The organism is Cupriavidus sp. a3, assembly GCF_051015765.1.
In the GTDB taxonomy this organism is placed as follows: Bacteria; Pseudomonadota; Gammaproteobacteria; order Burkholderiales; family Burkholderiaceae; genus Cupriavidus; species Cupriavidus oxalaticus_A.
In genome coordinates, this window is record NZ_CP170644.1 from 1,612,591 (window position 1) to 1,628,191 (window position 15,601).

A 15,601-nucleotide genomic window follows, 5' to 3' on the forward strand; every position below is an offset into this window, starting at 1 on the left:
CAATTCGTGCCGGCACTGGCCGGGTGGAAACCAGCAGAATTGTCCCTGTCCGCTACTGCCCTTCCTTGCTACTTTTCTCAAAGTCAAAGGGGCCGATTGTGCCAAGGGGAGTCAGAGCATGAAGACCATCGGACTGATCGGCGGCATGAGCTGGGAGTCGTCCGCCGAGTACTACCGGCTGATCAACCAGGACATGAAAACGCGGCTGGGCGGGCACAACAATGCCCGCAGCCTCATGGCCACCGTCTGCTTCGAAGAAATCAAGGCACTGCAGCACGCGGAGCAATGGGATGAGCTTGGCCGGTTCATGCAGCAGGCCGCGCGGCAGGTCGAGGCCGGTGGCGCGGACTTCGTGCTGTTGTGTACCAACACCATGCATCGCGTGGCGCCGGCAATCGAGTCAGTGCTAAACGTGCCCTTCATCCATATCGTCGACCCGACGGCGCACGCGTTGCGTCAGGCCGGCATCCGGCGCGTCGGCTTGCTCGGAACCCGCTTCACGATGGAGCAGGATTTCTACCGCGGGCGGATGCGCGAGCTGCATGGCATCGACGTCTTGGTGCCGGAGCAGGCCGATCGCGAACGCGTGCACGATGTCATCTATGAAGAGTTATGCCACGGCATCGTGCGAGATGAGTCAAGGGCCGAATACCAACGCATCGTCGCCCTCGCTCGCGGCGCAGGGCGCCGAAGGCGTGATCCTCGGCTGCACGGAAATCACGCTGCTGCTCAGGCAGGATGACGTGGCGTTGCCGGTGTTTGATACCACGGCGCTGCATGCGCAGGCTGCGGTGACGCTGGCGCTCGGCTAAGCGGCCCTGCCCTATCTTGAGCGATTTCTGAGGTGCTGGCCGGCGTGATCCCAGCACGCCTGCTGCGCCAAGTATCGCCTTTCTGCCCTTCTCCATCGCCTGCACCGGTTTCAGGACTCAGCGATTTCCTAGCGAGCCGCGTTCCTGCAAGCTTCGCTTTCCCAATGGGAATGCGACATCTCTTATCGCCTTCGTGGCGCATCCACGAAATACTGGTTGCGTCATCGGATTGCCGGTGACCGGGCGTGGAAACCCGAGCAATTGACGCGAACAGACGTTGCCGCACCAATGGGCAACGTCTGTGTACTCGCACGGACCGATTGGTTCCATGGCGGGTCGAGCGGGGCAGCCGCAAGGCTGGGCCGGTTTTTCGCGTTCTTCCGGTATTTCCACCCTCGCTTTTGACCCGCCGCCCTCACTGACTTGGGTGGCGCAACCACTTAGTGAGGTGTCATCCATGACGATCGAACCAGTCGAAACCAGTGTTTCCCTGCATCAAATCCGCGCCGGCATTGAAGGCGTGCTCGCGCTTTTGGAACAGCTGAGCGTACGTTCCGAAGAGTGCTTCAGCGCGCTATGCCTGCTGGGGATGGTGCAGGCTAAGCTGGCCGAGTTGATGGACGCGGACCCGCTCACAGCGTAGCGGCGCATGCGTTGGCGGCGCTTCGGCATCCGCCAGCGCATAACCTCACGCTTGACGACAACAACATGACCACGACCAGCGCACTCCCCGACAGCCAGGCATACGCGCTCATCCAGCGAGAAGTCGTGGCATTGCTGGAATCCGCGCGAGGTGCAGCCGCAAGAAGCGTGAACGCCCTCATGACCGCTACATACTGGGAAATCGGCCGACGCATCACCGAGTTCGAACAGGCAGGACAAGAACGCGCCGGGTATGGCGACGCATTGCTCGGACGTCTGGCATCCGACCTTTCCTCCCGGTTCGGCCGAGGCTTCAGTAGGCAAAACCTGCAGCAGATGCGCACCTTCTACCAATTTTGGCCGGCAGAGAAGATTTGCCAGACACTGCCTGGCAAATGTGTGCACGAAAAGCCACTTCACCTTACCGTCCTTCGCAGGCCTTCCGTCTGCCCTGGTCCGCCTATGTGCGCCTGATCTCAGTCAAGAGCCACTACGCGGGACTTCTACGAAACCGAGGCATTACGCTGTGGCTTGTGGATCTCAAGGTTGGTAAGTTCAGCTATGCCGACGCAGGCCAAATGCACCTTTACCTGAACTATGCGCGCGAGAATTGGATGAAGCCGGGGGAGAATCCCCCGGTTGGTCTGATTCTGTGCACGGAACTGGGTGCCTCGGAAGCGCGCTACTCAATCGAAGGTCTGTCCAACACAGTGTTGGCCGCCGAGTATCGGACTGTACTACCCGATGAACGATTACTTGCCGAGAAGCTGGATCAGACGAGACGCGAGCTGGAAGCCCAGCATAGCGTCAGCAGGATAGAGAAGACCGCAGCCTCCTGACCATGGGACCCCTCCGTCCGTAGCTACTCCAGGCTTATCCACGTAGTCTTCAAATCGGTGTACTTGTCCAGCGCATGCAGCGACTTGTCCCGACCCGACCCCGATTGCTTGACCCCGCCGAACGGCACCGTGATATCCCCATCCATATAGCAGTTGACCCACACCAGTCCAGCCCGCAGCCGCCGCGAGACCCGGTGCGCACGCGACAGGTTGGCGGTCCACAACCCAGAGCCCAGCCCATAAGGCGAATCGTTGGCCATGCGCACGACTTCGTCCTCCGTGTCGAACACAGTCACGGCCAGCACCGGACCGAAGATTTCTTCGCGCACGATGCTGAGCGACTGGCTCGGGCATTCGAAGATGGTGGGCTGCAGGAAGTAGCCGCCGGTGTCCGTGCGGACGCGTTCGCCGCCCAGGCGCAGCCGCGCGCCTTCGCGTTGGCCGCCGTCCACGTAGGACATCACGCGGTCGAGCTGGCGCGCATCGACGATGGCACCCATGGCGGATGCCGGGTCGAGTGGATCGCCTGGCTGCGTTGCTCGGGCATACGCCTCCAGCTTCTCCATGAACGGCTCATAGATGGCGCGCTGGACATAGAGCCGCGAGCCGGCAATGCAGATTTCACCCTGGTTGTTGAAGATGCCGATGGCGGCCGCCTGCGCGGCACGGTCGAGGTCGGGGCAGTCGTCAAACACAATGTGCGGCGACTTGCCGCCGCATTCGAGCCAGACACGCTTCAGGTTGGACTGGCCGGAATATTCCATGAAGCGCTTGCCGGTGGCCGTGGAGCCGGTGAAGGCGATGCAATCCACGTCCGGATGCAGGCCGAGCGCCTGCCCGGCCTGTGCGCCCAGTCCGGGCACGACGTTGAAGACACCGGGGGGAATGCCAGCTTCCGCGGCCAGCTCGGCGAGCCGCAGCGCGGTAAGTGGCGACTGTTCGGCAGGCTTGAGGATGACGCTGTTACCCGCAGCCAGCGCAGGCGCGACCTTCCAGCTCCCCATCAGCAACGGATAGTTCCACGGCACCACGGCCGCCACCACGCCGAGCGGCTCGCGCGTGATGGTGGCGAGCACGTTGCCGCCGGTGGGGGCGATCTCATCGTAAATCTTGTCGATGGCTTCGGCGTACCACGCGAAGGTGCGCGCCGCTTCCGGAATGTCGTAGGCCAGCGTATCGCCGATGGGCTTGCCCATGTCCAGCGTTTCCAGCAGGGCCAGTTCCTCGTGGTGGGTTTCGATCAGCGCGGCCAGCCGCAGCAGCACGGCCTTGCGCTCGCGCGGTGACAGTCCGGACCAGACGCCTTGTTCGAAGGCCTGGCGCGCCGCCGCGACGGCACGGTCGACGTCGGCCGCGCCGCATGCCGCCACCTTGGCCAGCACCGCGCCGGTGGCGGGGTTGATGGTGTCGAAGGTGGCACCGTCGGCGGCATCGGTCCATGCGCCGCCGATGCAGGCACGGCTTTGCGGGCGCAGTGCGGCTGCCCGGGCCTGCCAGTAAGACAGGTCGCGTGTTTCGCTCATGGGGTTCCTCGTTTGGTTGACAGGGCTGCAGGCGACGGCAGCGTCTGCGTCAGGCCAGCGACCACGATCAGGGCGATGCCGGCCAGCGCCAGCGCGTCGGGCCAACGGCCGAACCACAGCGCGCTGTAGACCAGCGCCAGCAGCAGGTGGAAATAGTTCAGCGGCGCCAGCCGCGATGCCGGGGCGCGCTGCAGCGCCAGGATCAGCAGCACCTGCGCCGCCGCGCTCATCAGGCCCATGGCCAGGATCGCCAGCCAATCGGCCAGGTCGGGCCAAACCGGGGGCGGGAAGAACGGTGCCGGCACGCCGGTGGCGACCATGCAGATCAGCGCGGCAAAACCGTATTGCACGCGCGCATCGACCTGCCCCGCCATGCGCCGGGTCAGCAGTTGCAGCATGGCGTAGGCCAGCGTGGCGGCCAGCATCAGCACGGTACCAAGCCACGACACCGCGCCGCCGGGGCGTACGATCAGCAGCATCCCGCAGAAGCCTGCGCCTACCGCCAGCCACTGGCGCGGGCCGACCTTCTCGCCCAGCATCCACGACGACAGGCCCACCACCATCAGCGGCGCCATGAAATAGATGGCGGTGGCTTCGGCCAGCGGCATCCACAGCAGCGCGGTCATGAAGCAGGTGCCGACCACCGCGAGCATCAACCCGCGCAGCAACAGCAGGCCGCGGTGCGGGGTGCGCCAGAAGCGGATCTGTCCGCGCAGTTGGCCGGACATAGCGAGCATGGCCACTGCTACCGCCAGCGTGGCGCCGTAGCGCACCGCGTTGAGAAACGGCGCGGGATAGCGGCCGACCAGGTGCTTGGCGGTTGCGTCCACGGTAGCGAACAGCGTCACCACGCACAGGAACAGCAGCCCGCCACGCCACCAGTCGGGCGCGCCGTGCGCCGCGGCGGTCATGCGCCCGCCTGCGCGACCATCGCGCCGAGCAGCACGTTGGCGCCGGCTTCCAGGTGCTCGGGCCGGGCATCTTCCACTTCGTTGTGGCTGATGCCGTCCTTGCAGGGCACGAAGATCATCGCGGTCGGGGTGACGCTGGCCATGTACACCGCGTCATGACCAGCACCGGTGACGATGTTCTGCTGGCTGTAGCCGCGCGCCACGGCCTCGCGGCGCACATGGTCGACCAGTTCCGGCGCGAACGGCGTCGGCGGGAAGTACTGCACGTCTTCGACCTTCACGTCGAACGTGGCACCAGTGGTCTGGCCCTGCGCCAGCGCCTCGCATGCGGCGCGGAAGCGGGCGTCCATCTCGGCCAGCTTGCCGGCGTCTTCATGGCGCAGGTCGACCGTGAATTTGACCGCGCCGGGGATCACGTTGCGCGAGCCGGGGTGGAGATCGACCACGCCCACCGTACCGCGGCCGTGCGGCGCGAAGTCATGCGCGATGCGAACCACTTCCTGCATCACGTGGGTGGCGCCATAGAGCGCGTCGCGGCGCAGCGGCATCGGCGTGGGGCCGGCGTGCGCTTCCATGCCGGTTACGGTCACGTCGTACCAGCGCAGCCCCAGCGATCCCGTGACCACGCCGATTACGTTGTCCGCCGCTTCCAGCACCGGGCCCTGTTCGATATGCGCCTCGAAATACGCCCCCACCGGCCGCCCGCCCACCTCTTCAGGACCTGCGTAGCCGATCGCCTGCAGTTCGTCGGCCACGCGCTTGCCTTCGGTATCGGTGGCGTCCAGCGCGGTCTGCAGCGGGAAAATCCCGGCGAACACGCCCGAGCCCATCATCACCGGCACGAAGCGCGTGCCTTCCTCATTGGTCCAGATGGCCAGTTCGAGCGGCGCTTCGGTGGTCACGCCATAGTCATTGAGCGTGCGCATGACTTCCAGCCCGGCCAGCACGCCGAAGCAGCCGTCGAACTTGCCGCCGGTCGGCTGCGTATCGATATGGCTGCCGGTCATCACCGGCGGCAGCGCATCGTTGCGCCCGGCGCGGCGGCCAAAGATATTGCCGACGCGGTCCACCGTCACGGTCAGGCCCGCGTCGCGCATCCAGCCGCACACCAGGTCGCGGCCCTGGCCGTCGAGCGCGGTCAGTGCCAGGCGCGCGTTGCCGCCCTTCGGCGTGGCGCCGATCTGCGACAGGTCCATCAGCGATTGCCACAGGCGCTGGCCGTTGATGGCGATCTTGCTAGTCATTGCAGTTCTCCTGGTATTGGTGATTGCACCATTCAGCCTTATGCGGTCGCAGGTGCGAAACCCGCCAGGAATGCATCCAGCCCGCGGCCGATCGCCTCGACCTCGTAGCCGCCCTCCTGCACCACCACCGTCGGCAGGCCCAGCGCATGGATGCGCTCGCCGATGCCGCGGTAGCCATCCATGCTGACCTTCAGGACGCTGATGGGATCGTTCTCGTAGGTATCGAAGCCCAGCGCCAGCACCACCGCCTGCGGGCGATAGTCGCGCAGCGCGTCCAGTGCGCCGTCCAGTGCCGACAGGAACTCGGCGTCGCCGCTGCCATGCGGCAGCGGGAAGTTGAGGTTGTAGCCATAGCCCGCGCCATAGCCGCGCTCGTTCGCATAGCCGGTGTAGAACGGGTAGTAATCGGCCGGATCGGCATGCAGCGAAATCGTCATCACATCTGAGCGGTGATAGAAAATCTGCTGGGTGCCGTCACCGTGATGCGCATCGACGTCGAGCACCGCCACCTTGCCGAAGCGGGCCAGCAGCGTTTGCGCCGCGATGGCCGAGTTGTTGACATAGCAGAAGCCGGCCGCGCGGTCGCTGTGGGCGTGGTGGCCGGAGGGGCGGCACAGCGCATAGGCCATGCCGGCGCCGTCCTGCCGCTCGCACACATGGCGGGCCGCCGCGACCGCGCTGTGCGCGCCGCGCAGGATCGCGCGCCAGCTGTCCGGCCCGAGCGGGCAGCTGAGGTCGCCCAGGTAGTAGCCGGCCTGGGCGATCACCGAATCGTTGGGACACACGGGACGGCGCGGCTCGCCGACCTTGCCGTTGTGATACGGCGATAGATTGGGCAGGACTTCGATGCCGGGCTCGAAGCCGGGTCGCGCCAGTTCCTGCCAGCGCGCCCAGGCGCTGGCGAGGAAGTCGAGATAGGCCGGACTGTGCACCGCTTCCAGCGGCGCGCGCCCGCAATCGGGTGGCGCCGCCAGTTCGATGCCGCGCGCGGCGAGCGCGCGCTGCAGTGCCGCCGCGCGGGCCGGCACGTCGGTCGGCGCGCACAACCGCCCCGCGCGCATGAACTGGCGGGGTTCGTGCAGCAACTGATCATCCGAGAAGAAGGCACGCATGGTGTAGGTAGGTTGTAAAAGGAAGCGCCGGCTCAGCCTGCCGCCTGGCGCGCCAGTGCCGCCGCGCGGATGCCGGACAGGGTCATGCCGGGCGCGATGCCGTCGGGGTCGTAACGCAGCTCCAGCAGCGCCGGCATGCTGTGCGTACTGGCAAAGTCGAGCGCGCGATCCAGCGCGGGGCCGAATTCGGCGTCGCTCGACACCACCTCACCGTAGCCGCGGTAGGCGCGCGCCAGTTCGGCGAACTCCGGGTTCTCGAAGCCCAGCGCGATGGTCCGGCCGGGGAATTCGCGTTCCTGGTGGGCGCGGATCGTGCCCCAGATGCCGTTGTTGAACACCAGCACCACGATGCCCAGGCGGTACTGCATGGCCACGCCCAGCTCCTGCAGGTTCATCTGGAAGCAGCCGTCGCCCGCATAGCAGACCACGGTGCGTTCCGGATGCTCCAGCTTGGCCGAGATCGCCGCCGGCAGGCCATAGCCCATCGAGCCGACAGTCGGCGCCAGGCTGGTGCCGACGCCCTTGTAGCGGTAATAGGTGTGCGGAAAGACCGCGTAGTTGCCGGCGCCGACGGTAATGCAGGCATCCTCGGGCAGGCGCTCGCGCACAAGACAGGCGGCCTGGTTCAGATTCAGCGGACCTGGCGCGGGCAGCGCCTTCTGGCTGTCGAGGTAGTCGCGCCGCGCGCGCTCCACCAATGCCGCGCGGTTGTGTTCGCGCGCCGGGCGCAGGCCGTCCACCGCGGCCGCGAACGAGACGACGTCAGCAACGACAGGCACCTCCGCGCGGAACACGCGGCCCAGCTCCTCCGGATCGGGATACACATGCACCAGCCGCTGGCGCGGCAGCGGGCTTTCCACCACGGTATAGCCCTCGGTGGTGGCCTCGCCCATGCGGGTGCCGACGGCGATCAGCAGGTCCGACCCGCGGATGCGCGCGCGCAGTGCCTCGCCCATGCCCCAGCCGACATGGCCGGCATAGTTGGGATGGTGGTTGTCGAAGCACTCCAGCCGGCGCCACGCCAGCCCCACCGGCAGGCCGAAGCGTTCGGCAAAGCCTTCCATCTGCCGCATCGCCTCGGGGGTCCAGCCGGAGCCGCCGATCATCAGGAAGGGGCGCTCGGCCTGTTCCAGCATCGCGGCCAGCGACGCCAGCGCGTGCGGCGCCGGAGCCGAGTGGCTGCGCACGTAGCGCGGCATGTCGGCCACGGTGGCCTTGCCCCACAGCGTGTCCTCCGGCAGCGCCAGCACCACCGGGCCGGGCCGGCCGCTGGTCGCTACCGCGAAGGCACGTGCGATGAACTCGGGAATGCGGTCGGTGCGGTCGATCTGCGCGACCCACTTGGACATCTGGCCGAACATGCGGCGGTAGTCGATTTCCTGGAAGGCTTCGCGCTCGTAGAAGTCGTTGCCCACCTGCCCCACGAACAGGATCATCGGCGTGGAGTCCTGGAACGCGGTATGCACGGCGATGCTGGCATTGGTGGCGCCGGGGCCGCGCGTGACGAAGCAAACGCCGGGCTCTCCGGTCAGCTTGCCGTGGGCTTCGGCCATGTAGCCGGCACCGCTTTCCTGGCGGCAGACAATCGGCGTGATCGCGTCCTGGTGGTCGTACAGCGCATCGATGCACGGCAGGTAGCTTTCGCCCGGCACCAGGAACACGCGCCGCACGCCCTGGATGCGCAACTGCTCGACAAGGATCTGCCCGCCATTGCGCTCGCGCAGGTTGTGGTTGGCTTGGCTCATTGGCAACCTCCTCCGCCCGCGGCGCCGGCCGCCGGCTTGATCTCGATTTCCACGAACACGCATTCGCCTTCGTGGGCATTGATGACGTTGTGCTCGACCCCGGCTGGGCGGTAATAGGCCTGGCCGGCAACGAGCTGGCTGGTGGCCTCGCCAGCCGGCGTCTGCAGGCGCAGCGCCCCGGTGGTCATCGGCACCACCACGTAGTCGTAGCCATGGCGATGCTGCCCGGTCTCGGCGCCGGGCGCGAAGCGCCACTCCGTCACGATCACGCGTTCGTTGTCGACCTGCACGGTGCCGACGGCCTTGGGCCGGTCTTGCGGCGCGCTCACCGGTCCACCCCGCCCATGCACAGGTACTTAGTCTCCAGGTATTCGTCGAGGCCGTACTTCGAGCCCTCGCGGCCCAGGCCCGACTGCTTGACGCCGCCGAACGGCGCCACCTCGTTGGAGATCAGGCCGGTGTTGATGCCGACCATGCCGTACTCCAGCGCCTCGGCCACGCGCCAGACGCGGCCGATATCGCGGCTGAAGAAATAGGAGGCCAGGCCGAATTCGGTATCGTTGGCCATCGCGATCGCTTCCTCGTCGGTGGAGAAGCGGAACAGCGGCGCCAGCGGGCCAAAAGTTTCTTCCCGGGCCACGCGCATGGCGGGGGTCACGTCGGCCAGCACCGTCGGTTCGAAGAATGTGCCGCCCAGCGCATGGCGCTTGCCGCCGGTCAGCAGGCGCGCGCCCTTGCCGAGCGCGTCGGCGATATGCGACTCAACCTTGGCCACTGCGTCCTCGTTGATCAGCGGGCCTTGCAGCACGCCCGGCTCAACCCCCTGACCGACCTTCAGCTTTGCCACCGCAGCCACCAACTTCTCAGCGAACGCGTCATAGACCTTGTCGTGCACATATAGCCGGTTGGCGCAGACGCAGGTCTGGCCGGCGTTGCGGTACTTGGAGGCAATGGCGCCCTCCACCGCCGCGTCCAGATCGGCATCGTCGAACACGATGAACGGTGCGTTGCCGCCGAGTTCCAGCGAGAGCTTCTTGATGGTGTCGGCGGACTGTCGCATCAGGATGCGGCCCACCTCGGTCGAGCCGGTAAAGCTGAGCTTGCGCACCACGGGGTTGGCAGTGAGCTCGGCGCCGATTGCGATGGCGTCGCCCGTGATTACGCTGAACAGGCCCGCCGGCAGCCCCGCGCGCTCGGCCAGCACGGCCAGCGCCAGCGCCGACAACGGCGTGTCTTCAGCCGGCTTCAGCACCATGGCGCAGCCCGCGGCCAGCGCCGGGCCGGCCTTGCGCGTAATCATCGCGAGCGGGAAATTCCACGGCGTGATCGCCGCGCACACCCCGACCGGCTCCTTGACCACGACCAGCCGCTTGTCGTTGGCGGGCGTGGCCAGCACGTCGCCGCTGACGCGCTTGGCTTCCTCTGCGAACCATTCGAGGAAGGAAGCGGCATAGATGACTTCGCCCTTCGCTTCCGCCAGCGGCTTGCCTTGCTCGGTGGTCATCAGCAGCGCGAGGTCGTCGGCATTGGCCAGCATCAGTTCGTACCAGGTACGCAGCACCGCGGCACGCTCGCGCGCGGTCTTGCGGCGCCAGCCGGCCTGTGCCGCCTGCGCGGCGTCGATGGCGCGGCGGGTTTCGGCCGCGCCCATACCGGGCACGGTGCCGATCAGGGCGCCGCTGGCGGGATCCGTGACGGTGAAGGTCGCGCCGCTGTCGGCGTCCTGCCAGTTGCCGGCGATATAGGCCTGCGTGCGCAGCAGGCCGGTGTCCTTGAGTTGCATGGGTAGTCTCTGTGGGATCAATGGAAGGGGACAGGTCAGCGCGTCAGTGCCTCGGCCAGGATGTCCAGGCCCTCGTTCATCACTTCGTCCTGGATCGTCAGCGGGAACAGGAAGCGGATCACGTTGCCGTACACGCCGCACGACAGCAGCAGCAGGCCCTTTTCCAGCGCGCGGTTCTGCACCGTGCGCGTAAAGTCGGGATCGGGGCTGCCGTCGGCCTGGCGGAATTCCACCGCCACCATTGCGCCGACGCCGCGCACTTCGGCGATCTGCGGCACGCGCGGGCGCAGGCTTTCCAGGCGCGTCATCAAACGCTGGCCCAGCTCGGCGCCGCGTTCGATCAGCTTTTCGCTTTCGAGCACGTCAAGCACCGCCAGCGCCGACGCCACCGCCAGCGGGTTCCCGGCATATGTGCCGCCCAGCCCGCCGGGCGCCGGCGCGTCCATCACCTCGGCGCGGCCGCACACTGCCGACAGCGGCATGCCGCCGGCCAGGCTCTTGGCCATGGTAGTCAGGTCCGGCGCCACGTCGTAGTGCTCCATCGCGAACAGCTTGCCGGTGCGGCCGAAGCCGGTCTGCACTTCATCGGCGACGAGCAGGATGCCGTGCTCGTCGCAGACCGCGCGCAGCGCTCGCACGAACTCCGCCGGCGCGACGTTGAAGCCGCCCTCGCCCTGCACGGGTTCGAAGATGATCGCGGCGACGCGCTTGGGATCGATGTCCGCCTTGAACAGGTGCTGCAGCGCCTTGAGCGAGTCCTCGGTGCCGACGCCGTGCAGCGCGCACGGATACGGAGCGTGGTAGACCTCGCCCGGGAACGGCCCGAAGCCGATCTTGTACGGCGCGACCTTGCCGGTCAGCGCCATGCCCATCATGGTGCGGCCGTGGAAGCCGCCGGAAAACGCGATCACGCCAGGCCGGCCAGTGGCCGCGCGGGCGATCTTGATGGCGTTTTCCACCGCCTCGGCGCCGGTGGTGAAGAATGCGGTCTTCTTGGCGGAGCGGCCCGGCGCACGGCGGTTGATCTTCTCGGCCAGCTCGATATAGCTGGCGTAGGGAACGATCTGGTAGGCAGTGTGCGTGAAGCGCCCCAGCTGCTGCTCGACGGCTTCGACCAGGCGCGGATGGCGGTGGCCCGTGTTGAGCACGGCGATACCTGCGGCGAAGTCGATATAGCGCTTGCCCTCGACATCCCAGATCTCCGAATTCAGCGCGCGCTCGGCGTAGAAGTTGCACATCACGCCCACGCCGCGCGGGGTGGCGGCGTCCTTGCGGCGAACCAGTTCGGCGTTCTTCATACTTCTCTCCAGTTATCTTTGTAGTTGCGACGTGGTTGGTGCCCGTGCCGCTCAGGCGGCGGCGCGGATCAGTGTGGGGTCCCATGCCTTGCCGGGAATCGCGCCGATCAGGCGCTGGGTATAGGCGTGCTGCGGCGCGTCGAAGATCTGCCCCGGCGGGCCGGACTCGACCACGCGGCCCTTGTGCATCACGATCACGTGGTGGCAGATCTGCGCGGCCACGCGCAGGTCATGGGTAATGAAGATCAGGCCGATGTTCAGGCGCTTCTGCAGGTCGGCCAGCAGCTCCAGCACCTGCGCCTGCACCGAGACATCGAGCGCGGAGACCGATTCGTCGGCCACCAGCAGCTTGGGTTCCAGCGCCAGTGCCCGCGCGATGCCGATGCGCTGGCGCTGGCCGCCGGAGAACTGGTTGGGATAGCGGTCGAACGCGGAGGCCTCCAGCCCCACCAACTGCAGCAGTTCGCGCGCGCGCGCCTGCGCGGCGGCCAGCGGCACGCCGTTGGCGACCGGACCATCGGTGATGATGCGACCGACGGTATGACGCGGATTGAGCGAGGCAAACGGATCCTGGAAAATCATCTGCACGTCGCGGCGCAGCGGACGGAACTGGCGCTCGGAAAGGCGGGCGATGTCCTGCCCATCGAACATCAGCGCGCCGCCATCGATATCCATCAGGCGCAGCAGGCATTTGCCGATGGTCGACTTGCCCGAGCCCGACTCGCCGACGATTCCCAGCGTCTCGCCGCGGCGTACCGTGAAGCTGACGCCATCCACCGCATGCACCACGCGCTTCCTGGTGAAGAGACCACCGCCGGTCACGTAGGTCTTGCGCAGGTCCCGCACTTCCAGCACGGTCTCGCTCTCGTTGCGCCCGCGCTCTCCGGCACGGCCATGCGGCACCGCGCCGATCAGGCGCTTGGTATAGGCATGTTGCGGGCGGTTCAACACCTGGTCGGCGCTGCCCATCTCCACCAGCACGCCCTTCTCCATCACCGCCACGCGATCCGCGATCTCGGCCACTACGCCGAAGTCATGGGTGACGAACATCACGCCCATGCCCTTCTCGGCCTGGATGCGGCGGATCAGGTCCAGGATCTGCGCCTGCGTGGTGACATCGAGCGCGGTGGTCGGCTCGTCGGCGATCAGCAGCGCCGGTTCGAGCGCCAGCGCCATCGCAATCACCACACGCTGGCGCTGGCCGCCAGACAGGCGGAACGGATAGGCATGCATCAGCGTGGCCGGATCGGGCAGGCCGACGAACTCCAGCAGTTCGAGCACGCGGCGCGCACGCGCCTCGCCCGGGTAGGCGTTGTGCACGCGCATGACCTCGCCGATCTGGTCGCCCACGGTCATCACGGGGTTCAGCGCAGACAGCGGCTCCTGGAACACCATGGCCATGTCCTTGCCACGCATGCCGAGCAGCGTGGCTTCGTCCTGAGTCAGCAGGTCGCGGCCCTTGAACAGGATCCGGCCCTGCTCCGGCTTCAGGTAAGCAGGTAGCAGGCCCATGATGGCGTTGGCGCTCATCGACTTGCCCGAGCCCGATTCGCCGACGATGCAGAGGATCTCGCCGGCATGCAGGTCATAGGAAATATCGCGCACCGCGTAGGGCCGGTCGCCGCCCGCGGGCAGCGCGATCGAAAGATCGCGGATCGACAGCAGGGGCGCTTGGTCGCTGGTCTTCATCACTTTGGTCCTTTGCTAGTCCAGGCGGGCGCTCATTCGCCGCGGCGGCGCAGCTGCGGGTTCATGGCGTCGTTCAGGCCCTCGCCGATCAGGTTGATCGACAGCACCGTCAGCAGGATCGCCACGCCGGGCCATACGCTCATCCACCACGCTTCGCGGATCATGGTTCGGGCCGCGCCGATCATGAAGCCCCAGCTCATCATGTTGCGGTCGCCCAGCCCCAGGAAGGCCAGCGCCGATTCGGTCAGGATCGCGGTGGCAACCATGAACGAGGCCGACACGATGATCGGCGACATGGCATTGGGCAGGATCTGCGTGGCGATGATGCGCACCGGCTTCTGCCCGATCACCACCGCGGCCTGCACGAACTCGCGCTGCTTGAGCGACAGGAACTCGCCGCGCACCAGGCGCGCCACCGGCGGCCACGACACCACCGAGATGGCGGCAACGATGGAATAGATCGACGGATTGAAGATGGCGACGATCACGACAGCCATCGCCAGCTGCGGAATGGTCTGGAAGAACTCGGTGATGCGCATCAGCGCATCGTCGACACGGCCGCCGCAATAGCCCGCGACCGCGCCCACGGCGATGCCGACGGCGAGCGCCACCGCGGTGGAGATCACGCCGACCAGCAGCGAGACCCGCGCGCCGTACAGCATGCCGGCGGTGATGTCGCGGCCCAGCATGTCGGTGCCGAACGGCAGCGCCGGGTCGGTGAACGGCTGCACCAGCGGCTCGGCCACCATCAGCCACGGCGACTCTTCGTAGAACACGGGCGCGAGCAGTGCCAGCGCCAGCACTGACAGCAGCACCAGCAGGCCGATCACCGCGCCATAGTTGCGGCAATAACGTTGCAGGAAGGCTTTCATGCGGTGGCTCCCTTGCCGCCCGCGGCGATGCGCGGGTCGATAAAGCGGTAGATCACGTCGGTCACCAGGTTGAAGAACACCACCATCGCCGAGGTCACGAAGAAAATGCCGAGCAGCAGCTGGTAGTCGCGCTGCAGCAGCGCATCGAACATCAGCCGGCCGATGCCCGGCCACGAGAACACGGTTTCGGTCAGCACCGCGCCGCCGGCCATCTGGCCCAGCTGGATGCCTGCAAACGTGATCACCGGCAGCAGCGCGTTGCGCAGCACATGCACGCGGATCACGCGGCCGGCCGGGACGCCCTTGGCGCGCGCGGTCTTCACATAGTCCATGCCCATCACCTCCAGCATGGAAGCGCGCGTCAGGCGCACGTACACGGCCATGAAAAAGCAGCCCAGCGACACCGTCGGCAGGATCATGTGCAGCGCCACGTCCTTGACGCGGGCCAGGCCGGTGTAGCCGGCGCCGATGGTCTCCATGCCGAAAGCCGGCAGCCAGCCCAGCACCACCGAGAACAGGATGATGGCCATCAGCGACAGCCAGAACAGCGGCGTCGCGTACAGCAGCAGCGCGCCTGACATCACCGCGCTGTCGATCCAGCGGCGGCGGTTTTCGTAGCGGGTGCGCGCCGCGATCACGCCGAGCAGCACGCCCAGCACGATGGAAAAGAGAAACGCCCCGCTCATCAGCAGGAAGGTCGCGGGCAGTCGGTCGAGGATCAGGTCCAGCACCGGCAGGTGGTTGCGGTAGGAGTAGCCCAGGTCGAGCTGCGCCACGCCCTTCAGATAGATGCCGAGCTGGGTCAGCACGGGCTTGTCCAGCCCGAACTGCTCGCGCAGCTGGTTGACGAAGGCGGCGTCGCCGGCGCCGGCTTCGCCCGCCATCACGGTGGCCGGGTCGCCCGGCGCCATCCGGATCAGGAAGAAGTTGATGACGACCACGCCAAGGACGACCACGACGGCCTTTCCGAGACGGGCGCCAAGAAAGGATAGAAAGTTCACGGCTTGCTCCACGCTGGCGGCCGGGCTGACCACCGCGGCACTGGGATGCAGCTGGCCCTCGCCGTTCCCATGCGGGGCGCGGCGATGGCAACGGATTTCAGGCTTCAGGTCTGGCTGCCCGCGCCGCCTC

General features: G+C 66.9%; 14 protein-coding genes and 1 pseudogene. 4 read left to right on the plus strand and 11 right to left on the minus strand.

Translation table 11 applies throughout. The annotated features are described in order from the left end of the window. Nucleotides 1-118 precede the first annotated feature (118 nt). The 4 genes and pseudogenes from ACAD63_RS29150 to ACAD63_RS29165 all read left to right on the plus strand — a co-directional run bounded on the left by ACAD63_RS29150 (nt 119) and on the right by ACAD63_RS29165 (nt 2,293). Nucleotides 119-812, plus strand: a pseudogene (locus ACAD63_RS29150) (aspartate/glutamate racemase family protein). Between the two features lie 457 nt (nt 813-1,269). Continuing rightward, a complete protein-coding gene (locus tag ACAD63_RS29155; RefSeq protein ID WP_116319659.1) occupies nt 1,270-1,455 on the plus strand; it encodes a hypothetical protein in 186 nt (61 codons plus the stop codon). 65 nt (nt 1,456-1,520) lie between these two features. After that, on the plus strand, nt 1,521-1,928 hold the full coding sequence (locus ACAD63_RS29160) for a DUF1016 N-terminal domain-containing protein (protein ID WP_255519919.1): 408 nt from the start codon (nt 1,521-1,523) through the stop codon (nt 1,926-1,928). Nucleotides 1,929-1,987: 59 nt separating this feature from the next. After that, nucleotides 1,988-2,293: a PDDEXK nuclease domain-containing protein gene (locus ACAD63_RS29165; RefSeq protein WP_434034163.1), complete on the plus strand. Its 306-nt coding sequence runs from the start codon at nt 1,988-1,990 to the stop codon at nt 2,291-2,293. Nucleotides 2,294-2,316: 23 nt separating this feature from the next. Here ACAD63_RS29165 and ACAD63_RS29170 read toward each other — a convergent pair whose 3' ends face one another. The 11 genes from ACAD63_RS29170 to ACAD63_RS29220 are packed head-to-tail and all read right to left on the minus strand — an operon-like array spanning nt 2,317 to nt 15,471. Further along, complete coding sequence (locus ACAD63_RS29170; protein ID WP_434034164.1) at nt 2,317-3,816, minus strand: aldehyde dehydrogenase; 1,500 nt, start codon at nt 3,814-3,816, stop codon at nt 2,317-2,319. Beyond that, nucleotides 3,813-4,727, minus strand: a complete 915-nt coding sequence (locus ACAD63_RS29175) for a DMT family transporter (RefSeq protein WP_434034165.1) — start codon at nt 4,725-4,727, stop codon at nt 3,813-3,815. Before ACAD63_RS29175 ends, ACAD63_RS29170 begins: the two co-directional genes overlap by 4 nt. Then, nucleotides 4,724-5,971: a Zn-dependent hydrolase gene (locus ACAD63_RS29180; protein WP_434034166.1), complete on the minus strand. Its 1,248-nt coding sequence runs from the start codon at nt 5,969-5,971 to the stop codon at nt 4,724-4,726. Before ACAD63_RS29180 ends, ACAD63_RS29175 begins: the two co-directional genes overlap by 4 nt. A gap of 38 nt (nt 5,972-6,009) precedes the next feature. Next, on the minus strand, nt 6,010-7,083 hold the full coding sequence (locus ACAD63_RS29185; RefSeq protein WP_135703791.1) for a histone deacetylase family protein: 1,074 nt from the start codon (nt 7,081-7,083) through the stop codon (nt 6,010-6,012). Between the two features lie 32 nt (nt 7,084-7,115). After that, nucleotides 7,116-8,828 (minus strand): thiamine pyrophosphate-binding protein, encoded by a 1,713-nt coding sequence (locus tag ACAD63_RS29190; RefSeq protein WP_195431566.1) that lies wholly within the window; start codon nt 8,826-8,828, stop codon nt 7,116-7,118. Then, complete coding sequence (locus tag ACAD63_RS29195) at nt 8,825-9,157, minus strand: cupin domain-containing protein (RefSeq protein ID WP_135703789.1); 333 nt, start codon at nt 9,155-9,157, stop codon at nt 8,825-8,827. The genes ACAD63_RS29190 and ACAD63_RS29195 overlap by 4 nt, the downstream gene beginning before the upstream one ends. After that, nucleotides 9,154-10,611, minus strand: a complete 1,458-nt coding sequence (gene gabD / locus ACAD63_RS29200) for an NADP-dependent succinate-semialdehyde dehydrogenase (RefSeq protein WP_434034167.1) — start codon at nt 10,609-10,611, stop codon at nt 9,154-9,156. The genes ACAD63_RS29195 and gabD overlap by 4 nt, the downstream gene beginning before the upstream one ends. A gap of 35 nt (nt 10,612-10,646) precedes the next feature. Then, nucleotides 10,647-11,909: a 4-aminobutyrate--2-oxoglutarate transaminase gene (gene gabT / locus ACAD63_RS29205; protein WP_434034168.1), complete on the minus strand. Its 1,263-nt coding sequence runs from the start codon at nt 11,907-11,909 to the stop codon at nt 10,647-10,649. A 51-nt stretch (nt 11,910-11,960) separates the two neighbouring features. After that, nucleotides 11,961-13,598 (minus strand): ABC transporter ATP-binding protein, encoded by a 1,638-nt coding sequence (locus ACAD63_RS29210; protein WP_135703786.1) that lies wholly within the window; start codon nt 13,596-13,598, stop codon nt 11,961-11,963. A 32-nt stretch (nt 13,599-13,630) separates the two neighbouring features. Next, complete coding sequence (locus ACAD63_RS29215) at nt 13,631-14,470, minus strand: ABC transporter permease (RefSeq protein ID WP_116345782.1); 840 nt, start codon at nt 14,468-14,470, stop codon at nt 13,631-13,633. After that, complete coding sequence (locus ACAD63_RS29220; RefSeq protein ID WP_135703785.1) at nt 14,467-15,471, minus strand: ABC transporter permease; 1,005 nt, start codon at nt 15,469-15,471, stop codon at nt 14,467-14,469. Before ACAD63_RS29220 ends, ACAD63_RS29215 begins: the two co-directional genes overlap by 4 nt. Between the last annotated feature and the right edge of the window lie 130 nt (nt 15,472-15,601).